16 protein-coding genes and 1 tRNA gene are annotated in these 22,371 nt (G+C 64.7%); 7 read left to right on the forward strand and 10 right to left on the reverse strand.

The genetic code is table 11. The features are described 5' to 3' along the window. Nucleotides 1-44 precede the first annotated feature (44 nt). Nucleotides 45-118: transfer RNA gene (locus HLH35_RS17810), tRNA-Pro, on the forward strand. A gap of 86 nt (nucleotides 119-204) precedes the next feature. Here HLH35_RS17810 and HLH35_RS17815 read toward each other — a convergent pair. From HLH35_RS17815 to HLH35_RS17830, 4 genes are all read right to left on the reverse strand, one after another. Continuing rightward, complete coding sequence (locus tag HLH35_RS17815) at nucleotides 205-1,374, reverse strand: AI-2E family transporter (RefSeq protein ID WP_182980446.1); 1,170 nt, start codon at nucleotides 1,372-1,374, stop codon at nucleotides 205-207. 20 nt (nucleotides 1,375-1,394) lie between these two features. Next, a complete protein-coding gene (locus HLH35_RS17820; RefSeq protein ID WP_182980424.1) occupies nucleotides 1,395-3,473 on the reverse strand; it encodes a S9 family peptidase in 2,079 nt (692 codons plus the stop codon). A gap of 290 nt (nucleotides 3,474-3,763) precedes the next feature. Continuing rightward, on the reverse strand, nucleotides 3,764-4,201 hold the full coding sequence (locus tag HLH35_RS17825; RefSeq protein ID WP_182980425.1) for a DUF3574 domain-containing protein: 438 nt from the start codon (nucleotides 4,199-4,201) through the stop codon (nucleotides 3,764-3,766). Continuing rightward, complete coding sequence (locus tag HLH35_RS17830) at nucleotides 4,201-5,052, reverse strand: NUDIX hydrolase (RefSeq protein ID WP_182980447.1); 852 nt, start codon at nucleotides 5,050-5,052, stop codon at nucleotides 4,201-4,203. Before HLH35_RS17830 ends, HLH35_RS17825 begins: the two co-directional genes overlap by 1 nt. 127 nt (nucleotides 5,053-5,179) lie before the next feature. On the opposite strand from HLH35_RS17830, the gene HLH35_RS17835 reads away from it, so the two are divergent. The 4 genes from HLH35_RS17835 (at nucleotide 5,180) to fusA (ending at nucleotide 10,173) form a co-directional block, all read left to right on the forward strand. Further along, nucleotides 5,180-7,060: an ABCB family ABC transporter ATP-binding protein/permease gene (locus HLH35_RS17835; protein WP_182980426.1), complete on the forward strand. Its 1,881-nt coding sequence runs from the start codon at nucleotides 5,180-5,182 to the stop codon at nucleotides 7,058-7,060. 89 nt (nucleotides 7,061-7,149) lie between these two features. Then, nucleotides 7,150-7,431, forward strand: coding sequence for a hypothetical protein (locus tag HLH35_RS17840; protein WP_182966498.1), 282 nt, complete (start codon nucleotides 7,150-7,152; stop codon nucleotides 7,429-7,431). Between the two features lie 151 nt (nucleotides 7,432-7,582). After that, entirely contained in the window at nucleotides 7,583-7,885 is a 303-nt protein-coding gene (rpmB, locus tag HLH35_RS17845; protein WP_182980427.1) for a 50S ribosomal protein L28, read from the forward strand. Nucleotides 7,886-8,085: 200 nt separating this feature from the next. Then, entirely contained in the window at nucleotides 8,086-10,173 is a 2,088-nt protein-coding gene (fusA, locus tag HLH35_RS17850; protein ID WP_182980428.1) for an elongation factor G, read from the forward strand. A 177-nt stretch (nucleotides 10,174-10,350) separates the two neighbouring features. On the opposite strand, the gene HLH35_RS17855 is transcribed toward fusA, so the two are convergent. Beyond that, complete coding sequence (locus HLH35_RS17855; protein WP_182966502.1) at nucleotides 10,351-10,788, reverse strand: host attachment protein; 438 nt, start codon at nucleotides 10,786-10,788, stop codon at nucleotides 10,351-10,353. A gap of 192 nt (nucleotides 10,789-10,980) precedes the next feature. On the opposite strand from HLH35_RS17855, the gene HLH35_RS17860 reads away from it, so the two are divergent. Continuing rightward, complete coding sequence (locus HLH35_RS17860; RefSeq protein ID WP_182980429.1) at nucleotides 10,981-12,090, forward strand: site-2 protease family protein; 1,110 nt, start codon at nucleotides 10,981-10,983, stop codon at nucleotides 12,088-12,090. Between the two features lie 57 nt (nucleotides 12,091-12,147). Here the strand turns inward: HLH35_RS17860 and HLH35_RS17865 are convergent, their stop codons facing one another. The 4 genes from HLH35_RS17865 to HLH35_RS17880 form a co-directional block, all read right to left on the reverse strand. Continuing rightward, complete coding sequence (locus tag HLH35_RS17865) at nucleotides 12,148-12,684, reverse strand: Hsp20/alpha crystallin family protein (RefSeq protein WP_182980430.1); 537 nt, start codon at nucleotides 12,682-12,684, stop codon at nucleotides 12,148-12,150. A 145-nt stretch (nucleotides 12,685-12,829) separates the two neighbouring features. Next, on the reverse strand, nucleotides 12,830-13,540 hold the full coding sequence (locus HLH35_RS17870; RefSeq protein ID WP_182980431.1) for a phosphoribosyltransferase: 711 nt from the start codon (nucleotides 13,538-13,540) through the stop codon (nucleotides 12,830-12,832). 29 nt (nucleotides 13,541-13,569) lie between these two features. Next, complete coding sequence (locus HLH35_RS17875; RefSeq protein ID WP_182980432.1) at nucleotides 13,570-14,913, reverse strand: erythromycin esterase family protein; 1,344 nt, start codon at nucleotides 14,911-14,913, stop codon at nucleotides 13,570-13,572. 134 nt (nucleotides 14,914-15,047) lie between these two features. After that, a complete protein-coding gene (locus HLH35_RS17880) occupies nucleotides 15,048-17,474 on the reverse strand; it encodes an ABC transporter permease (protein ID WP_182980433.1) in 2,427 nt (808 codons plus the stop codon). A 767-nt stretch (nucleotides 17,475-18,241) separates the two neighbouring features. On the opposite strand from HLH35_RS17880, the gene HLH35_RS17885 reads away from it, so the two are divergent. Then, nucleotides 18,242-19,660, forward strand: coding sequence for a L,D-transpeptidase scaffold domain-containing protein (locus HLH35_RS17885; RefSeq protein ID WP_182980434.1), 1,419 nt, complete (start codon nucleotides 18,242-18,244; stop codon nucleotides 19,658-19,660). Nucleotides 19,661-19,946: 286 nt separating this feature from the next. On the opposite strand, the gene HLH35_RS17890 is transcribed toward HLH35_RS17885, so the two are convergent. Further along, a complete protein-coding gene (locus HLH35_RS17890) occupies nucleotides 19,947-22,157 on the reverse strand; it encodes a malate synthase G (protein WP_182980435.1) in 2,211 nt (736 codons plus the stop codon). Nucleotides 22,158-22,371: the final 214 nt, after the last annotated feature.

The raw sequence follows: 22,371 nt of genomic DNA on the forward strand, positions 1-22,371 counted from the left end.
GGAGTATGGCGCACGCTGCTACACGGCGTGTCGTCGCAGACGGACGGGCAGTAGCGCAGCCTGGTAGCGCATCAGTCTGGGGGACTGGGGGTCGTGGGTTCGAATCCCGCCTGCCCGATATTCCCGTCTGCGACCATTTCCCTTGGTAAAATCGACGGATAGATGACTTGGGGCGCGGTTCGCGCCGGCTTGACGCCGGCCGGTTCAGCCCAGGCTTGGGTCCGGCAGGTCGTCGATCTCCTCGCGCTCGGCGCGCGTGGGGTCCTGGATGCGGTCGCGCGTCCAGTTGCGCCAGATCAGGTGCAGGACCGACATGATGGCGGGCCCGATGAACAGGCCCAGCAGGCTCCAGCTTTCCACCCCGCCCAGAATGCTGACCAGGACCCACAGGAAGGGCATCTGGGTCGATCCGCCGATCAGCGCGGGCCGGACGAAATGGTCGGCGAAGAAGATGACGGCCATGCCCAGGCAGAAGATGACGAGGGCGGCGATGACCGTCCCTTTGACCAGCAGGGCTAGTGCGACCAGCGTGACGGCGATGACGGCGCAGAACGGGATCATGGCCGCCACGGCGGTGAAGACGCCGAACAGGAACGGGTGCTGGGCGCCCGCGATCAGGTAGGCGACGCCCATCAGCGCGCCTTCGCCCAGACCCACCAGCACCAGCCCGGCGACCGTGCCGTGGATCGAGGCCACGATCTGCTCGGCGATGGTCTCGCCCCGCTTGCCGAAGGCCCGGCGCGAGACCACCAGGCATTGGCGGGTTACCACGTCGCCATCCTTCAGCAGGAAGAACAGGGTGAGGATGGTGAAGATGAACAGCAGGCCGCGATGGAAGACCTGCGTCCCCACCTGCTGCGTCATGCGCATGCTGCGTCCGATATTGAACGAATGCAGCAGTTCCGAGACATCCTCCGGGTCCTGCAGATGCTGCTGCCACCAGTTGGTGATGGCCGAGGCGCCGGCGGGCAGGCGGCGGAGCCAGCCCGGCACCGGCACGCCCGAATGGCGCGCGATGTCGGCCCAGTTCAGGACGCCCTGGGCCTCGCGCCCGGCCTCCAGTGCGAACAGGCCCATCGGAATCAGGAAGATGAGGGCGATTGCCGTGGTGAACAGCAGCGGCAGGGTGATGCCGTCGGGCCGGAACTTCCAGCGATCGCGGATGGTGACATAGGGCGGCCATGCCGCGATGGCGAAGATGACGCCCCAGATCAGCGACGGCAGGAACCCCCGGACCGTATAGAGCCCCAGGGCAACGAAGGATGTGGCCAGCAGCCCGCGGGCGATGCGCTGCACCTTGTGGCGTTCGCGCATCTGGCGGAACGGCGACCGGTCCATGGGGGGGACGATCGCGGGGCTGGCGTGGTCCGTCATCATGATCCTTTGCTCGGGCGTCACGGCAGCTTCGTGCCATCCGCCGCCCAGATGGCGAAGGCCTGAATCAGGGCGGCCTCCTTCAGCGCGTCGAAACGGCCCGACGCGCCGCCATGGCCGGCTTCCATATTGATGCGCAGCATGATCGGGCGCGGCGAAATGGTATGTTCCCGCAGGCGGGCCACCCATTTGGCTGGCTCCCAATAGGTCACGCGCGGGTCCGACAGGCCGCCGATGGCCAGGATGGCGGGGTAGGGGCGCGGGCCCACCTGTTCGTAGGCGGCGTAGCCGGCGATCAGGTCATAGGCGTCCGGGTCCTCCAGCGGATTGCCCCATTCCGGCCATTCCGGCGGTGTCAGGGGTAGGCTGGTGTCCGACATGGTGTTCAGCTCGTCCACGAAGGGTACCACCGCCACGATGCCTCCGAACAGGTCGGGGCGCATGTTGGCGATCGCCCCCATCACCATGCCGCCGGCCGAACGGCCATCGCTGACGATCCGTCCGGCGCGGGTGAAGCCAGTGGCGACCAGATGTTCGGCGCAGGCGATGAAATCGGTGAAGCTGTTGGGCTTGTTGCGCCCGCGTCCGCCGAGGAACCAGTTCCAGCCTTTCTCCGACCCGCCCCGCACGTGGGCGATGGCGTAGAACCAGCCCCGGTCCACCAGGCTGAAGACACCGGTGGAGAAGGTGGGCTCGATCGCATGGCCATAGGAGCCATAGCCGTAGAGCAGCAGCGGGGCGGAGCCGTCCAGTGGAGTGTCGTGCCGCCCCAGGACGGTGATGGGGACTTCGGTGCCGTCGGGGGCGGTGGCGGTCAGACGCCAGCTTCGATACTGCGCGGGATCATGGCCCGACGGGACCTCCTGGCTTTTCAGCAGGTGGCGGCTCCGGCTGTGCATGTCGTAGGCGTACCACTGCCGTGGCGTGGTCGGCGACTGGTAGACGTAGCGCAGTTCGGTCGTGTCGTATTCGTAGGAGCCCGAGAAGGACAGCACGTAGGCGTCCTCGTCGGAGGACAGCACATGGTCCACGCCGTCCGTGGGGCGGATCACCAGCGCCGTGTTGGCATCGCGGCGCTCGCGCCAGACCAGGTGGCCGGCGAAGGCGACGCAGTCGGTGATGTAGCGGCCGGGCTCGTGGGGTACCAGGTCGCGCCAGTTTTCCCGTGACAGGGCGGTGTCGGGCGTTTCCATCAGTTTGAAATCGACCGCGCCGTCGGCGTTGGTCAGGATCGCGAACCGATCGCCCCAGTGGCTGAGTGTGTAGAGCACGCCGCTGCGGCGGGGCTCGACGCAGACGGGTTCGGCCTCGGGGCGTGTGCCGGGGATCAGCCAGGATTCGGACGTGTCCTGGTTGCTGGCGGAGATGACGATCCACCGTCCAGAACGGCTGGCCTCGACCCCGATGAAGAAGCCCGGATCGGATTCCTGATAGACCAGCACGTCCTCGTCGGAGCCGATGCGGCGGCGATAGATCTGCGTCGGGCGGCCGTGCGCGTCGCGCCAGGTCCAGAACAGGTATTGCGCGTCGGGCGAGAAGGCGAAATTGCCGCTGCAGCTTTCGATGGCCGGCCCGACCGGCGCGCCGCTGGCGATGTCGCGGATGATGACGCGATAGACTTCGGAGCCCTGATTGTCTTCGGCATGGGCGAACAGGCGGTGATCGGGGCTGTGCGTCGCGGTGGCGACGGCGAAATAGTCGTGGCCCTGCGCTGCGCGCTCGACATCCAGCAGGATGGTTTCCTCATCCGGCCGGCCGGCCGGATGGCGGGCATGGACGGGGTGCTGCGCCCCGGTGTTGTAGCGCATGTAATAGCGCCAGGGGCCGTGCGGCAGGGCGGGATAGGTTTCGTCCTCGCGGATGCGGCCGCGCATCTCGGCGACGATGGTGGCCTGCAGGGCCTCGGTCGGCGCCAGGATGGCGGCGGTATAGGCGTTTTCGGCCCGCAGGTGGGCTGCGATGTCCGCGCGCAGCAGGGATGGGTCGCGCAGGACGGCCTGCCAGTTCTCGTCCTTCATCCAGCCATATTCGTCCACGCGCACGCGGCCGAGCTGGGTGATCGTCTGAGGCTCCTTGCGGGCGACCGGGGCGGTGGTCATCGTCTCTCTCCATCGCTGTCCGACCGGAAGCCGGGACCAGCCGCGAGCATACAAGACCGCCTGTGGAAGGGACAGAGGGGGACGTGACAGAGAGAGTGGGCGCCCGTCGGCGACGGCAAGAGCACGGTAGAACCTGCCTGGAAATGTGGGCTGGTGAGCGAGAGTGCCGCGAAGCGGCACGGCCGTCGTGTGTTTCCGAGCACCGAAGCGGAGCGACCTTCAGGTCGTGAGCACCGAAGCGCAGAAAATGCCCGTCGGATCGCCACCAGCGCGCATTTACAGGCAGGTTCTCAGAAGGTTTGGCAGTTGGGGCGGATGATTAGTCCGACGGATTGCTGCTGGAAGTCGCGGCGATACTCCGCGCGGATGGCGTCCAGTCTGGCAGCGAGGCCGGGAGTGTCGGCTTCGGCGGCGATCCAGACGATGCGCGATGGTTCGGAGGTGATCTGCTGGCTGGTCCGGTCCCGCCACTGGCCGCTGGCCTGGAACACGCTCAGCCCGTCGGGAAAGCGCGGCGTCACCGACCGGGCCAGGAAATCGTGCCATTGCGCGTCGGTGACCGGGCTTCCGTCAGGGCGGGTCAGGCCGAACAGTAGCGAGATTTCGATACCCGGCCGGGCGCCGAATCGCGCGCAGGCCAGGGCGCCGATCGCCGGCCTGTCAGGGGTTGCCGGCGCGCAGGCGGCCAGCGTGAGCGATGCCGCCAGAAGGCTTGGCGCTACCCGCATCAGGCGAAGGCCGGATTGTCCAGCCCGGACAGTCCCGCGCGCAGGCGGTGCCCGTCCGGACTGTCGGGATCGATCAGCCCGTGGCGGAGGAACAGGTCGATCAGTACCAGATTGACGTTGAACTTGAACGCGTCGCCCTCCCGCACGATCCGCCAGGCCTCGTGCAGGGGCATCAGCGTGAAGAATTCGACCTCGCCATCGGTGGGGACGGGCACGAAATCGGGCGGCAGGTCCAGCTCGTAGCAATGCAGCACGTCGCGGCGTAGCCCTTCGGGCCGTTCCATGGCGTAGCGGATGGTGGCCGTCGGCGTGGCGCGGGCGATGAGGGCGGGAGCGATGCCGGCTTCCTCGGCTGCCTCCTTTTCCAAGGCCTGGCGGGGCGAGTGGCCGGCGGGGATGCCGCCGGCGACCAGATGGTCCAGCTTGCCGGGGTCCAGGCGCTTGTTCATGGCGCGGCGGCCGACCCACAGATGCAGCCCGTCGGGGCGCCGGACCAGCCCGTTCATGTGCACGCCATGGGCGATCAGCCCGAACAGGGGCAGGGCGCCCCGGTCGATGCGTGCGATGGGCGGTGCCTCCGCCGTCGGGGCGACGTCGAACAGTTCGTGGTGGGAGCGGTAGATGCCGTCGGCGGCCAGCGCCTCGCCCAGTCCTTCCAGCCGGGTGGGGTCGTCCAGCACCAGCGCGCCGTCCTGCCGGTGCAGGCCGCGCCGTTCCAATTCGGGCACCAGGGCGGGCGCGATCCAGCCGGCCGGGGCATTCCCAAGGCGGAAGGGTGTGCGGTCGCCGGGCAGACGTGCGGTGTTGCAGGAATCGAGATGCCGGATGAAGGGGGCGGCGTCCGATGTCATGCCGGTCTGCTCCTTGTGCGTGGGGATGGCATACCGGGTGGGAAAGGGTGTGACAATCCTGCCGCGCCAGCGGTCCGAGCGGGGCTGGCGGTTTGCAAATTCGCCCTCGCATGCCACATCCAGTGGCATGACACCGCCCTCATCCTCCGCCCGGGCCGCGCTGGAGCGCCCCGTGCATGCGACCCTGCGCGCCCTGCTGCCTTATCTCTGGCCTCGTCACGATCTCGGCACCCGTGCGCGGGTGGTGGGCGCCTGCCTGCTGCTGGTCGCCGCCAAGATCGCGACGATCGCCGTGCCTTATGTCTACAGCCTGGTGGTCGATGCGTTGCATCGTGGCCCCGGCGGCACGGGTGCCTCCGGTACCATGAATGAAATGACGGTGCCGATGGCGCTGATCGTGGGATACGGGACGCTGCGCCTGATGTCGGCGGGCATGGGGGAGTGGCGCGATGCGCTGTTCGCCCCGGTGCGCTTTCATATCAGCAGCGTGGCGGCGGTGCGCAGTTTCCGCCACATGCATGCGCTGTCGCTGCGCTTTCACCTCGATCGCCAGTCGGGCGGCGTGACGCGGGCGATCGCGCGGGGGACCGAGGCGATCGAGACCATCCTGCGGGTGGGCGTGTTCAACATCGTGCCGACGCTGATCGAGGCATTGCTGGTGATTGTCGTGATCTGGCGCCTGTTCGACTGGCGCTATGCCGCGATCATGCTGCTGGCTGTCGTCGCCTATGTCGCTTTCACGATCAGCTTCACCTCCTGGCGGATCGGCATTCGCCGCGAGATGAACGAGATCAACAGCGAGGCGAGCTGGAAGGCGCTGGACAGTCTGCTGAACTACGAGACGGTCAAGTATTTCGGCAATGAGGAGCATGAGAGCCGCCGGTATGAGGAGACCCAGCGCCGCTATGAGCGCGCGGCGGTCAAGACCCAGCTTTCGCTCAACGGGCTGAATTTCGGTCAGGCAGCGATCATCGCCGTGACGCTGACGGTGGTGATGCTGCTGGCGGCGCATGATGTGGGGCAGGGGCGCCTGACGGTGGGGCGGTTCGTGCTGGTCAACACCTATCTGATGCAGCTCTATCTGCCGCTCAATTTCCTGGGCAGCATCTATTCGTCGCTGCGTACCTCGCTGGTGGATCTGGAGCAGATGTTCCGGCTGATGGAGGAAGCGCCCGACGTGAAGGACCGGCCGGATGCCATCGACCTGCCGGCGCGGCTGGACGAGGCGCCGGCGGCGGCGATCCGCTTCGAGCATGTGCGGTTCGGCTATCGGGCCGACCGCGAGATCCTGCACGATGTCAGCTTCAGCGTGCCGGCCGGCGGGCGGGTGGCCATTGTCGGCCCGACCGGGGCGGGCAAATCGACCATCAGCCGGCTGCTGTTCCGTTTCTATGACGTGACCTCGGGCCGGGTCGTGATCGATGGGCATGATGTGCGCGACTATCACCAGGCCGCGCTGCGGGCGGCGATCGGCGTGGTGCCGCAGGATACGGTGCTGTTCAACGACACGATCGGCTACAATATCGCCTATGGCCGGCGCGGGGCGTCGCAGGACGAGATCGAGCATGCGGCGCGGCTGGCGCAGATCCATGATTTCATCGTCAGCCTGCCGGACGGCTATGCGACCCGGGTGGGCGAGCGGGGGCTGAAACTGTCGGGCGGCGAGAAGCAGCGCGTGGCCATTGCCCGGACCATCCTGAAGAATCCGCGCATCTTGATCCTGGATGAGGCCACCAGCGCGTTGGACACCCATACCGAGCAGGAGATCCAGGTGGCGCTGCGCACGGTCTCGGCGGAGCGGACGACCGTGATCATCGCCCATCGGCTGTCCACCGTGATCGACGCGGATGAAATCCTTGTGATGGGGGATGGCGTGATCAAGGAGCGCGGCACCCATCGCAGCCTGCTGGCCCGCGACGGACTCTATGCCGGCATGTGGGCCGCCCAGGCCGAGGAGCGTGGCGAGGATGCCGGCCAGGCGGCGGTGGGGGCTGGTCTTTCGGCCTGAACGGGGGCACCTTGCGCCCGCCGCGTCCCCCGGGACGCAGGGACGAGACGCAGTTTTGAGACGCGCATTGACGTTAGGGAGAGGATGACATGGCGGAGACGGAAGGCGAAGGACCCGCGCTGGGCCAGGACGGATCGGTGCCCGAGGAACTGAGCCATTGCGGGGCGGTGGTCGACAAGGCCATCGAATACATGCTGGGCGAGAACCTGCCGCCGATCGCCATCGCGTCGGCCCTGCTGGGCGGCTCGCTGGGCCTGCTGTCGCGCACCATGGACCAGGGGACGATGCTGGCGATGCTGGAAAACGCCATCCACAGCGTGCGTTCCGGCGACCTGCACCCCGACCGTGACAAGGTCACGCGCTCCGAGTAAGGGGATGGGCCGGGAGGAGATTCGGGCGAAAACGCCTCGAATCGTGCCTTTCGGCTTGACTGGGCGCGGTACCTTGGCCATAAGCCGCGCCTAATCTTGACGATCGTTGCCGGGCATTATGCCTCGGCCCCAGTTATCCGAGGATGATACCATGTCTCGCCGTTGCCAGATCACGGGCAAGGGCGTGCTGACGGGAAATAACGTCAGCCACGCCAACAACAAGAGCCGCCGCCGCTACCTGCCGAACCTGCAGGAGACGTCCCTGCTGTCCGATATCCTGGGCAGCGCGGTGCGCCTGCGCCTGAGCACCAACGGCATTCGCACGGTCGAGCATAACGGTGGCCTGGACGCGTTCCTGCTGTCGACGCCGAACCGCAAGCTGCCGCTTGAGGCGCAGGCGCTGAAGCGCCGCATCCTGCGCGCCCAGGAAAAGAAGGCCGTAGCGGCCGCCTGAAGACACTGTGCTGGTCCGGCCGGGTTTTCGCCCGGCCGGGCTTGCATGTCTCAGGTGCCTGACGCATGTCAGGGCCATCTGTCTATTCAGCCGGTCCGCATCTTCCTCGACCCCGGTGATGGGGTGGGGGGCTTCCGGCTCCGACAGGCGCGAGGGGAAAGGTTCCGTTCGCGCCTGAATTGTTTTGTGGAGGTTCCCCCGTGTCTGAAAAGTCCGATCTTTCACTGATCCGTAATATCGGCATCACCGCGCATATCGATGCCGGCAAGACCACGACCACCGAGCGGATCCTGTATTACACCGGCGTGTCGCACAAGATCGGTGAGGTCCACGAGGGCAACACCACGACCGACTATATGGACCAGGAGCGTGAGCGCGGCATCACGATCACCTCGGCCGCCGTGACCTGCGAATGGGACGGGCGTCGGATCAACATCATCGACACCCCGGGCCACATCGACTTCAACATCGAAGTGAACCGCTCGCTGCGCGTGCTCGACGGTGCGGTGTTCATCATCGAGGGCGTGGCCGGCGTGCAGCCGCAGTCCGAGACGAACTGGCGCCTGGCCGACCGCTACAACGTGCCGCGCATCATCTTCATCAACAAGCTGGACCGCACCGGCGCCGACTTCTACCGCGCGTTCGACACGCTGAAGGAGAAGCTGGACATCGTCGCGATCCCGCTGCAGCTGCCGATCGGCGCCGAGGAAAACTTCATCGGCGTCGTCGACCTGGTCGAGATGCGTGCGATCATCTGGGAAGGCGGCGAGCTGGGCGCGAAGTTCCATTATGCCGAGATCCCGGACGACCTGAAGGAAAAGGCCGCCGAGGCCCGCCAGGAACTGCTGGACACGGCGCTGGCCGTCGACAACGCGGCGATGGAAGAATATTTCGAGAAGGGTGACGTCGACGTCGCCACCCTGAAGCGCTGCATCAAGAAGGGCACGATCTCGGGCGAGTTCCGTCCGGTCCTGTGCGGCACGGCCTTCAAGAACAAGGGCGTGCAGCCGCTGCTGGACGGCGTGATCGACTACCTGCCGGCGCCGGACGACGTGGCGGGCATCCGCATCGCGCCGCCCGAGGGCGAGGAAGTCGACGAGAACGCGCTGCCGATCATCCCGGTCGATCCGGACGGCAAGTTCGCCGGCCTGGCGTTCAAGATCATCAACGACAAGTATGGCACCCTGACCTTCGTGCGCGTCTATCGTGGCGTGCTGCGTTCGGGCGACAGCGTCCTGAACACCACGAAGGACCACAAGGAGCGTATCGGCCGTATCTTCCAGATGCATGCCGACAAGCGCCAGGAAGTGAAGGAAGTTCACGCTGGCGACATCGCTGCCTTCGTGGGCCTGAAGGACACGCAGACCGGTGATACGCTGGCCGACCCGGCCGATCCGGTGGTGCTGGAGCGCATGAGCTTCCCGGTGCCGGTGATCGACATCTCGGTCGAGCCGAAGACGAAGGACGGGGTCGAGAAGATGACCCTGGCGCTGCAGAAGCTGGCGGGCGAAGACCCCTCGCTGCGTCTGAAGACCGACCAGGAAACCGGCCAGACCATCCTGTCGGGCATGGGCGAGCTGCATCTGGACATCATCATCGACCGTCTGCGCCGCGAATATGGCGTGGATGCGAATATCGGTGCGCCGCAGGTGGCCTATCGCGAGACGATCACCCAGCCGCATGTCGAGATCTACACCCACAAGAAGCAGTCGGGTGGTTCGGGCCAGTTCGCCGAAGTGAAGATCGAGTTCGCGCCGCTGGAGCGGAACCAGGAGATCCAGTTCGAGAACAAGGTCGTCGGCGGCACCGTGCCGAAGGAATATATTCCGGCGGTCGAAAAGGGCATCCGGATGCAATCCTCGACGGGCGTGCTGGCGGGCTTCCCGACCGTGGACTTCAAGTTCACGCTGCTGGACGGCAAGTACCACGACGTCGACTCCTCGGCGCTGGCGTTCGAAATCGCCGCCAAGGCCTGCTTCCGCGAAGGCATGAAGAAGGCCGGCCCGGTGATCCTGGAGCCGATCATGGACGTCGAAGTCACGACGCCGAACGACCATGTCGGCGACGTGGTGGGCGACCTCAACCGTCGTCGCGGCATGATCCAGAACCAGGAAAGCTCGGGCTCGACCGTCATGGTCCGCGCGCTGGTGCCGCTGAAGGAAATGTTCGGCTACATCTCGCACCTGCGTTCGATCACGAAGGGCCGTGCGTCCTTCACGATGCAGTTCCACCACTACGACCCGGTGCCGCGCAACGTGGCCGAAGAGATCGTGGCCAAGTCGGCCTGATTTCGACCGGATTGAACGGACGGCCGCCCCGGGAGGGGCGGCCGGGATTGCCGGCAAACCCCGCCCCTGTGGCGGGGTTTGTTGTTTTGGGGCGTTGGTTGCTGGACGAACGGGCCGGAGGCAGGAGTCCGACGATGAATCCGGTCGGGTCATGTTCCCCGACGATATAAAAACAAATCAGACAATATATTCGATGTGATCTTTCAGGGCGCTGTCCGGCGTTTTTGTGAGATCTTTCCTGATGATGCCGATGATCTTTGCCTTGGCCTCGGCCTTGAGATGATTGGTGATGCTGGAATTGCTGTGCGATGGGGCGATGACCAGAAGCTTTTCATAAGCCTGATCCCATTCGTTGATCTGTCTGGCGACAAATTTCCCGAAGGATTCCATTTCCAGCCTGTGGCGGTCATGATGCGGATTGAGGGCATGATGGGCGGTCGAACCGGTGTGGTACGTGGCGCCCGGTGCGTCATCGCCCAGGTCGGATGTTCGCTGATGAGCGGTGAGCGCATCGAAGGATGCGACGGTATGCAGAGCATGATTTTCGGCCGGTTGCACGAAACGGGCATGCTCGCCATCCGCGATAACGATAAGAGTACCATGCCTGGCGGTCATTTTCTTCGATCCTCATGCCAAACGGGCTCATGTCCTCCGAGACATGCGGACAGGTGGGTGGGGGAACAATAGGCCTCCGGACTCTGTGATGGCGGGTAGCGGGGATGCGTCGCGCGCTGCCTGAGCGAACTTATGCCGCGCGGCTGTGTTAACCGTGCTCGTGCGGCAAGTGTCGCGCATTGAGGGCATGGTATGACCTGGTCCATTCCGATCGGCAGGTTCTACGGTACGACCGTTCGCCTTCACGTCACCTTCCTGCTCTTTCTGATCTGGATTGGCGCGGCCTATGGCATGCGATCTGGGGTGCAGGCGGCGATTGACGGCGTTCTGCTCATTCTTGCCGTGTTCGCCTGCGTCGTTCTGCATGAATTCGGCCATGTGCTCGTCGCGCGCCGGTATGGCGTGCGCACGCCGGACATAACGCTCCTGCCCATCGGCGGGGTCGCCCGGATGACGCACATTCCCGAACAGCCGACGCAGGAACTGCTCATCGCGTTGGCGGGCCCGGCGGTGAATCTCGTGATCGCCGCGATCCTGTATGGGGTCACGGATACCGTGCCCCATCTGTCCGGTGTCGATTTCCAGGACCCGGGCGTCGGGCTGATACCCCGATTGTCGAGCATCAACCTGTTTCTGGCCGTCTTCAACCTGATCCCGGCCTTTCCCATGGATGGCGGGCGGGTTCTGCGGGCCTTGCTGACCTATCGGATGGACTATGCGCGGGCGACCCAGCTTGCAGCTTCGGTCGGGCAGGGGATTGCCTTTCTCTTTGGATTTCTGGGGCTGATGGGCAATCCGCTGCTGCTGTTCATCGCCCTTTTCGTCTATCTGGGCGCCGCCGGCGAAGCGCAGGGTGCGCTGTTCCGGCAATTGGCGCATGGCATGATCGTGGCCGATGTCATGACCACGCGTCTGGAGACGCTGTCACCCGACAGCCGGATGGATGAGGCGGCGCTGAGGATGATCCATACGTCACAGCAGGAATTCCCGGTCGTGGATGGGCAGGGCAAGCTCTGTGGCCTGCTGACGCACGCGACCATCCTGCAGGCCATGCATGCCGGCAAGGCGGATGCGATGGCCGCGGATGTCATGGTGCCAGATATTGCCTGCCTGCACCCCTACCAGACGGTGGATGAGGCGCTGCGTCTGCTGGAGGAAAATCAGGTGCCGGCGATCGGCGTGAATGATGCGCAGGGACGTTTCATCGGCCTGATTTCCCGGGCGAATATAGGTGAGATCATGACGATCCATATTCTGCGGGACAAGAGCCGTCCGGCATCGGCTCTTCCGCTGTCCAGATAGTGCCGCGGCCCGGCCGTCCCGCGATGGGGGCCGGGTCGCGCATCGTGGCTTGCCCTGTCAGGCATGTTTGACGGGGATGATCTTCTCGTTCTTCTGGGCCTCCGGCGTTTTGGGCATGGTGATCGTCAGGAGCCCATTATCGAACGTGGCGTCGATCTTCGTCGTATCGACGCCCTCGGGGACCGGCAACGACCTCATGAATGAGCCGAAGCGGCGTTCCGAGTAATGATAGTTCTTTTGCTCGTCCTCGCGTTGTTCGCATTTTTCGCCGCAAATGCTCAGGACCCCTCCGGAAAGCTTAATTTCCAGATTCTTCTCGTCTATGCCGGGCAATTCCGCAACGACGTCATAGGCATTGTCCTTTTCCACCACGGAGATCGCCGGAACGACATTGAATGTGTCCTCGCGCGGCCAAAGACGGTCGAGACCGGGGATGCGGCTTGCCGGACGCCGCCATACGGATGAGCGGAAATCATCGAAGAGACGATCGAATTCCCATCGCAGCGTATCCAGTGCTGAGCCTGAAGGTGAGCGGGCTACGGGCGTACTCGTCGTCGTTTCCGTTTTTTCCTGGGTTTTTTCGAGGGTTGCCATGGTCATTCTCCTGTTCGCTACTTTTTCCCGTCTTGAGGAATTGCGCCCGGACCGCCTGGGGCGTCGGGCTCATGACTGAGCTGGTTCCGAAAGCGGTGGGCTCAAGGGTGAATTCGAAAAATTCATGATGTCGGTTAACAGAAAATCAGATGGCATCGAAATGCCGGCTAGCTTCTCTTGTCGGGCGGTTCCGGTGTGGGCCGTGGGCCTGGGCGAGCAGCCGGATGATTTCGGCATCCTCGACTTGCGGGAAGTCCTGATAATGGGCCCCCACGGCAAAGAACGATTGTGGTTGCAACAGGCAGACGATCTGATCGCATTCGGGGCGGAGTGTCGCGACACTGTCGGAAGGCGCTACGGGTACGGCCAGCACCAGGCGGGCCGGGTGATTTTTCCGCAATGCGCGAAGGGCGGCCCGCATCGTGCCGCCGGTCGCGATCCCGTCATCGACCACGATCACGACGCGGCCAGGGACCGGCACCGGCTGCCGGTCCGGTGTATACAGGCGACGTTGCCGGTCGATTTCGGCACATTGCCGGTTCACGATATCCTGGATCGTTTCCGCACTGATGCCTGAAACCCGCACATAGGCGTCATCCAGCACGATTTGCGGGTCGGCGCCGTCCACGACCGCGCCGAAACCATATTCCTCCTGACCCGGACTGCCGATCTTGCGCACGAACAGCAGGTCCATGTCTGCATCCAGCGCCCTTGCGACCTCGAACGCGACCGGCACGCCGCCGCGCGGGAGCGCCAGAACCAGCGGATGGGTGGAGGCCAGCGGCAGAAGGGCCGCGCCCAGCGCCCGACCGGCCTCCTGCCTGTTTCTGAAGACTATGGAGCGATCTGACGGCATGTTGCCCTCCCGCTCGCGGGTTCATGTCTCTAGAGGCCGAATGGCCATGTTTCGGGGACGCCCTGCGGGTGTGCGTGGCCCAGAGGCGTGACGGCCCTTGTCTGTTCGAACCAGACCCAGGCGTCGAACTGTTCGGCGAGGGAGGCTTCGAAATAATGGCTGGAGAGTTCGCTTTCCGGACGATAGATCACCCCGATCGCCCGTTCACGCAGAGGCGCGCGCAGATGTCCGCGCAATGTCGAATGCCCGTGTCGCCAATCCGTCAGCGTCCGGGGCAATCCGGCGCGCACGAACGCATGTTCGTAACTATCCGGCCGGGCCGGGCGTACGGTCTTGATTTCCAGGTCGCCGTCCCAGTCGCTGGCAGCCGCTACGGTGCCGCGATCGGTGCTGAAGCCGACCAGAATGGCTTCGTCACCATGCGCCATGCGGCAGAGCTCGCCGATATTGAATTGCCCTTCCCATCCCATCGTGGTCGCGGCGGCGTTGCCCACATGCGAATTATGGGCCCATACCACCGCCTTGGCCGCATCGCCCCGATGGGCGAGCAGGGCCTGAAGCGTTCCGAACATATGCCGGTCGCGCAGGTTCCAGCTTTCGTTCGCGCCTCGGTACATGATCCGGTAATATTGCTCCGCCGCCCGCACGATCCGGGCGTTCTGCGCCGCATCGAACCAGGCTTCTCCATCATGCTGAAGGTAGCGGAGGCGGTTGCGCAGCAGATCGCGCAACTGCGCGACCACGGCGTCTTCGGAGGCGCTGTGCGTCTGTCGGCCGGCCGCCCTGCCGTAAAGGGCCGGATTATGCTGCCATTGCACGAGACGGGCATAGCGCTGCCGCGCCGACGCGGCCGCCTCGGGGTCGACCTTGTCGAGATAGGCCAGGACGGCATGAATGGATTCATCCAGGCTGTAGATATCGAGGCCATGGAACGAGACCCGTCTTTCGCCAGGCAGATGCTCGTTATGATGATGAAGCCAGCGGACGAAGGTTGCGACCTCCTCGTTGCGCCACATCCATGTTGGAAAGCGTGTAAAGGACGGGTTTCGCCAGGGCCGGGGCGCCTGATGGCGCACATAATCGTCGATCCGGCTGCCGTCCGGCCAGTCGGCCTCGACCGCGACGATGGTAAAGCCGTGATGTTCGATCAGCCTGCGGGTGATGGCGGCTCGCGCGCGATAGAATTCCGACGTGCCATGGGTGGCTTCGCCCAGCAACACGACCCGGGCATCGGCGAAGCGATCGAAAAACGCGCCGAATGGTTCAGGCTCCTCCAGCGAGGGCAGGGGTTCCGATTGCTCACGCAGGGCCGTGACGAGCGCGTCGGGGATCTTGTGACTGCCCGTGGCATGAAAGGGCGGTTCGACGATCATGGATGTCGTCCCCATTGAGGTCCGCGCGCCCGGCATGTGCCAAATCGCGCGACGCAATTGGAAATGGGACGCGCCGCGTCATCCTGCAGGAGGGACGTTTTTCACGAAATGGGGAGGTTGGCCGTCGGGCATGATCATCTGTCCCGCAATGCCCGGGCTGGAGGCTGGCGGGCCACTTGGAGGGTCTGGGCAATGACTGTCGCATATCCGATCAGGATCGCGCTCAATGTCGCCTCGATGAATGGCCAGGGAGTCAGGGCGATGCGCTGGTCGAAGCCGTTCAGCCACGTTCGCATCAATGCCCAGGCGACCGGCCAGGCGATCAGGTTCGCCAGCAGCACCGGGCGAAGGAAATGTTCGACCAGCAAGGCCAGCACATTCCCAGTGCGCGCGCCGAGCACCTTGCGGATTCCGATCTCGTGCCGCCGGCGCGAGACCGTGAAGAGCGAAAGTCCATAGAGGCCGAGGGCGGCGATGCCGACCGAGATGCCGGCGCCCATACCGAAGAGGAGTCCATGCTCCCGGTCGCTCCGGCTGTCCTGCGCCAGGATGTCCGAGACCGTCTCGGCCGCGAATGGTACGTCGGGCGCGGTTGCGATCCATGCGGCCTGGAGACGCGCGATCATGTCCGGGCTGGAGACGCCGGAGAAGCGCACATGCATGGCGACCGCCGTTCTGGCCTGATCGTCGGGGCGCAGCCCATAGAACAGAAGGGGACGGATACGTTCATGCGGGCCGTTGAGCCGCAGATCGTCGACCACGCCGATCACGCGTAAAGTCGGTGCCGCATCTTCTTCGCGTACCAGACGGCCGATTGCCGCCTGTGGGCTCCCGATCCCCAGCCGATCTACCGCCGCACGGCTGAGCACGACGCTGCGGATGGACGGCAAGAGGCGATGCGTCCCGCGAAGATCTTCTCCCCGTTGCGGATCGAACCATCGTCCGGCCAGCAATTTCAGCCCGTAGAGATCGGCGTAGCCGGGTGTCGCGAAGCCCCAATTGAGCGATGCGTGGTTCTGCGGTGTTGTGTCGAGGCTGAACGCATCGCCGTCGGTCACGAAATGCGGGTAGATGTCGGAACGCTCCACGCCCGTGACACCGGGGACTGTGCCGAGGGCGTGACGCAAGGCGCCCTGACGATCGACCAGGCTGTCATCGGCGGCCGACGTGACGACGATCAGGCCGCTGGTCGTGATGCCACGCGCCATCATACGCACGAAATACGCCTGGTCGGTCATGACAAGCGTGCAGATGGCGAGCCCGATCGCGAAACCGAATTGCAGGGTTACGAGGAGTGCGCGCAGTCTGGCACCTATGCGTCCCCCGGCGGGCATGTGGCTCGCCGCGAGGACGGGGGCCGGTGCATAGGCGGAGAGGACCATGGCCGGGTAGAATCCGGCCCCAATGCCGACCACCAGCACGATGGCACCCAGCATGATCCCGCAGAAGACGGGATCGAGCGTGAGCTGCCAGCCGCCAAGTGTCCCGATCAGGTGGATCGCCATCTCGCACAGGGCCAGCCCGCAGAAGGCGGCGACCGCCGTCAGGACCATCGCCTCCGCCATGAAGCGCCAGACCAGCGAGGCTCGGGTCGCCCCCAGGACCTTGCGGACCGCCACTTCGCGTGCCCGCAGGGACGCGCAGGCGGTCGCGAGGTTGATATGGTTGATGCCGGCCGTGAACAGGGCGGCGAGACCGACGAGGCCGAGGATCGTGATCAGGGTGCGGCTGATCGTACCCGCGCCGATCTCGGCATTGCGGAAATGCATCTCGCGGAAGGGGACCGGTGTCAGCCCGCCATCGCCCATATCGTCGCGAATGGTCTGAGGCGTGTTCGCGCCCGGATGGCGCGCCATATAATGGCGCAGGCCCGCGCGGATCGACGGCAGGGCCCGCGCGTCCGGTATCCGGACAAAGAGCGGCCCCCAGGTCGAGCCCCAATGGGTGACGGCTTCCCAGCCCGCGGCCTCGGACGGAATCCGCGCGACAATTCCGAAATGATACGTCGCGTTCGGGGGCGGATCGGCATAGACGAGCGCGACGACAAGGGGCCTGGCATCCTGGGCGATGCGCATCGTGCGGCCGACCGCATGGATGGTTCCGAAATATTTGAGGGCGATACTGGCGGGAATGGCAATGTCGGCGGGTTCGGCCAATGCCGAACGCGGATCACCGTCGAGTGCGCGCAGCCTGAAGAAGGAAAAGAAGGCGGGATCGGCGAAACTTGTATCCTCCTGTTCGACACGCGCGCCGACATGCACCGGTTGCGACTGGGTCACCAGTCTCAGGACATCGGCGATGGCCGGAAAATCCTGATGCAGGAAGGGGGCTGCGACAAAGCTGGCACCGGGGATTTCGTCGGGCGCGCGACCGGGCAGCGTCCAGATCTGGTCGAGGCGATAGAGGCTACCGGTCTCGGGCAGGTCGGCATCATATCCCGTCTCGTAGCGCACGATCAGCGCCATCGTCAGGAAGACCGCGATGCCGAGCGAGAGGCCGACAAGATTGATCGCCGTATAGAGTGGATGCCGAGTCAGGCCGCGCAGGAGAGAATGGATCATGCCGTCTCTTCATTGTCAGATCGTCCGGAATGACAGTCTGACATGAAACGGAACATCGTGCATTTATTTGAAATGAAAAGGGTTTTCAGGAAGGCTCAGTGTGGGGTGTCCGTATCCGGACAGTGGCGAGCCCCGATACGTTCCTGTCCCGTTGCCTGTCCGGATGGGACAGGGGCTTCAGGCGGTCGTTCGTTCCAGCACGGGTGTGCCCCTGATCCTGTGCCGCCTGCGTCCTGACCCATCCACGCAGTCTCCATCGGCTGGCTGACCGAATGTTCCTACGGATTTGTTTCTGCGTTGGAATGCCCGATGGGGTGGTTGCATATTGCGGCTTGCCAATGGCAACCCCAAGCTTCCGCCTCTCCGTGGAGAGGCGGAAGCCCAGACAAGCCAGATCGTTGAAAATGACAGCCTTAGCCGCGTGCTGGCGGAACGGGCGGCGGCGGCGGGGGAGGTGGCGGCGGCGGCGGAGGAGCTTCGACCGGCGCGGGCGGCGGCGGGGGCTTGTCTTCAGCACACGCCGCCAGAAGCACCACAGGCAGCGCTGCGGCAACCATAGCGACCGCACGCAGACGCTTATGACGGGACAATGTTTCGGAAACCGCGAACATCAGGCACCCTCCAATTGGAATTTCAGAAGATAACGGGTAATTAGCAACACCTCTTGACAAAAAGTCAAACTACTATTTGCGTGATCCGCGACGATCTTGGAGTCATGTTTCGTGCGGGTACCATGGTGTACGGTCAGGTCAGGTCGGCAGAAGTCAATGACCGTCGTTCGGTCGCAGATCTCCACCCGCGGCACGGTCGCGCGCAGCCTGCTCGGCCTCGCCGTGACATGCGTGCTTGCGGCGTGTGGCACGAATCCGGAACATGCCAATACCGAACTCGGCAATCTGATCGATGGCGCGCCGCAACTGACTGTCGCCGGAGAACCGGTGAATGTCGTGTTGCTGCGGCGTTTCTACGCGCGCCATGATTTCGAGCCCGTATGGACAGCTCGGCAGGCAGAGGCAAATTCACTCCTGAAGGCCGTGTTGCGTGCCGGAGAGAACGGTCTCGACCCTGAATTGTTCCATGCCGTTCTGCTGCGGCAGGGCACAAATTTATCGCCGCTTGATCGCGAATTGTTACTGTCCGATGCTTTTCTGTCATATGGCGACGCCCTGGCCCGAGGGGCCGTGCCCGTAGAACGCCGGAAAGATGATGAGGCGCTGACGCCCGAACCGGTTGACGTGGCCGCCAAGCTGGATGCCGCGATCGACAGCCCCGATCCGGCGGCGGTCATTGATGCGCTGGCGCCATCGACACCGGCCTATCGGGCGTTGCGTCAGGCATTGCGCACATGCCGCCGATCCCCCGCGGGCAGCGACAGCGGTGAGGCGGGGTGTTTGCGCAAGATCGCGGTGAATCTCGAACGTCAACGCTGGCTGCCGCGATCACTGCCGCCAGATCGTGTGCTGGTCAATGTGGCCGAGGAAAGACTGGTCCTTTATCGGGCCGATCGGCCGGTGTTTTCCACGCGGGTCATTGTCGGCCAGGATGTGGAGCGTAACCAGAGTCCTGAATTTCATGCCCTGATCGACGCAAGCCTGTATAATCCGCCATGGGTTGTTCCGAGCGATATCGTGGAGCGGGAGATTCTGCCGAAGATCCGCCGCGACCCTGATTATCTGGCGCGGAACAAGATGGTCATGCTTGCCAATGGCGAAATAGAGCAGCGACCGGGACCCGATGCGGGGCTCGGACTGATCATGTTCGACATGCCAAATCGGTTCGATGTCTATCTGCACGATACGCCGGATCAAGATCTCTTCAAGCGCGATAACCGTCGCATCAGCCATGGATGCATCCGGGTACAGAACCCCCGCGACTTCGCCGCTCTGCTGATGCGGCAGCCGCTCGACGTGATCAATCAGGGGATCGCGAAGGGCACGACCACGCGCAATACGCTACCCGTGCCCGTGCCCGTATTCGTGGTCTATCTGACCGCGCTTCCGGATGCTGACGGGGTCTTGCAATTCCATCCGGATTTCTACAATCGCGATGCTGAAATCTGGCAACAGCTGAAGAGACTGCCAGACAGGCAACATCCTGAGGCACAGGCGGATAATCGCCAGGCGTCTTCAGCGGGGCTTCTGGCGGCCCTGGAGGGGCCGGGATCGCAGGGAGGTAGGTCTTTTTGAAAAAAAAAGACCGGATATTCAGGGGCTTCGAGGTCCGTGAGCGGGCTTGCCTGTCATGCCGGATGGCCTGAGATCGACGGCTAACCATCGCGCGGCCCTGATCCCCGATCGTGTGACAACATTTGGCATTCCATCGGCCGGAACGGCCGATGGAATGCCAACGGAGGGGTAATCCACGCCTCGGTCTTTCGGTGCGTCGGTGTGGATAGCCATGGTTTGCGCGGCCCAATCCAATGGCCTGCCCCGTCCCGATGAGAGATCCGGACGGGGCAGAGGTAAGGATTGTTCAGGCGCCCGTCTGTTCCAGCGCGGGTGCGCCCTGGCTTTCCGCCGCCTGCGCCTTGGCGACGCGGCGCCAGCGGTGCAGGGTCGGCTCGGTGTAGCCGTTGGGCTGGGTGGCGCCGGTGAAGACCAGTTCGGCCGCCGCGCGGAAGGCCGGACCGTCGGGATTGTGGGCCATCGGGCGGTAGCCTTCCTCGCCCAGGTTCTGCGCGTCGACGATGGCGGCCATGCGCGTCATCGACGTGCGGACGTCCTCTTCCGAGATCACGCCGTGGCGCAGCCAGTTGGCGACATGCTGCGAGGAGATGCGCAGCGTCGCGCGGTCTTCCATCAGGCCGACATCGTTGATGTCCGGCACCTTGGAGCAGCCGATCCCCATATCCACCCACCGCACCACATAGCCCAGGATGCCTTGCAGGTTATTGTCCAGTTCCGCCCGACGTTCGGCCGCCGACCAGGTGATCTGGCGGGCCAGCGGCAGCGTCAGCAGCGACTGCAATGAAGCCGGCGCCGTGCTCTCCAGCCGGGTCTGCACCGCGCGGACATCGACAAAATGATAGTGCAGGGCATGCAATGTCGCCGCCGTGGGCGAGGGCACCCACGCCGTATTCGCGCCCGCGCGGGGGTGGGCGATCTTCTGATCCATCATGTCGGCCATGCGGTCCGGCATCGCCCACATGCCCTTGCCGATCTGCGCGCGGTCCTTCAGGCCGCAGGCCAGGCCGATGGCGACGTTGCGCTGCTCGTAGGCGGTCATCCACGGTTCGGCGCGCATTTCGCCCTTACGCACCACCGGGCCGGCCTGCATGCTGTAATGGATCTCGTCGCCCGTACGGTCGAGGAAGCCGGTATTGATGAACACCACGCGGTTGCGCGCGGCATGGATGCAGGAGGCCAGGTTGGCGCTGGTGCGCCGTTCCTCGTCCATGATGCCCATCTTGATCGTGTTGGGCGGCAGGTCCAGCAATTGCTCGACGCGATCGAACAGGGCGTTGGACAGCGCGACTTCTTCCCCGCCATGCATCTTCGGCTTGACGATATAGATCGACCCGGTGCGGCTGTTGATGGTCGGCGAGTTGCCGCGCAGATCGTGCAGCGCGATGGCGGCGGTGATCGCGGCGTCCAGCACGCCTTCGGGGATGGCGTGGCCGGTGCTGTCCACCACCGCATCGGTGAACATGTGGTGCCCGACATTGCGCACCAGCATCAGGCTGCGCCCCGACAGCACCAGCGACGTGCCGTCGGGCGCGGTGTAGCGGCGGTCGGGCGCCAGTTGCCGCTCCACCATCCGTCCGCCCTTGGGGAAGGAGGCGGTGAGCGTGCCCTTCATCAGGCCCAGCCAGTTGCGATAGACCAGGATCTTGTCCGCGACATCGACGGCCGAGACGCTGTCCTCGCAATCCATGATGGTGGTCAGGGCGGATTCCGCGATCACATCCGCAATGCCGGCGCGATCGCGGCTGCCGATGGGCGATGCGGGATCGAAGCGCAATTCGATATGCAGCCCGTGATTGCGCAGCACGATCGTATCCGGCGCCTCGGCCGCGCCCTGGAAGCCCGCGAACTGGGCGGGGCGGCGCAGTTCGACCGGCTGGGCAATGCCGTCGAGGGTCGCGAACAGGCGCCCGTCGGCGATGTGATAGCGGGTGGCATCGGCGTGGCTGCCCTGGGACAGGGGCGTGATTTCATCCAGAATCAGCCGCACGCGCCGGATCACCTGCGCGCCGCGCTGTTCGTCATAGCCGCGCGCCGGTATGCCGGACGGGCCGAACGGCTCGGCATCCGTGCCGTAGAACGCATCGTACAGGCTGCCCCAGCGTGCGTTGGCGGCATTGAGCGCGTAGCGGGCATTGGTGACGGGAACCACCAGCTGCGGGCCCGCGACATGCGCGATTTCGGCATCGACGTCGCGGGTCGTGATCTCGAAATGGGACGGCTGGGGCTCCAGATAACCGGTTGTCCGCAGCACGCGGATCTGGCCCTCGATATCCGCCGGATCGAAACCCGGGGCGGTCAGCAACTGGTCGACGGCCTGTTGAAGCAGCCGGCGCCGCGCCAGTGCGTTCAGCACCTTGGGCGTGAACTGCGCGACGATGTCGGACAGGCCGGCCCAGAACCGGTCAGGGGCGATGCCGGTCCCGGGCAGGACCTCGTTCGTGACGAATTCATCGAGGGCGTGATCGACTTGAATCTGACCAATCGTGCGGCGGGACATGGCGGTTCCCCTTGATAGGATGGTTCGGACCGGGTCGGGCCCGGCTTGTTCTCTGTTCAGAATGCGGTCATGCCGATTGGGGGGCGGGCATGGAGCGGGCCGCGGGACCGAAGGGGCGCCCGGGCATCATGCAGCGGCCTCAGGCCCGTGGCCTGGTTCCGATCGGCCTTGGCAATGGCGATGGATTCGACGTGCATTGACGAATCTTCCTCTT

The sequence above is a fragment of the Gluconacetobacter asukensis genome (assembly GCF_014174375.1).
Lineage (GTDB): Bacteria > Pseudomonadota > Alphaproteobacteria > Acetobacterales > Acetobacteraceae > Gluconacetobacter > Gluconacetobacter asukensis.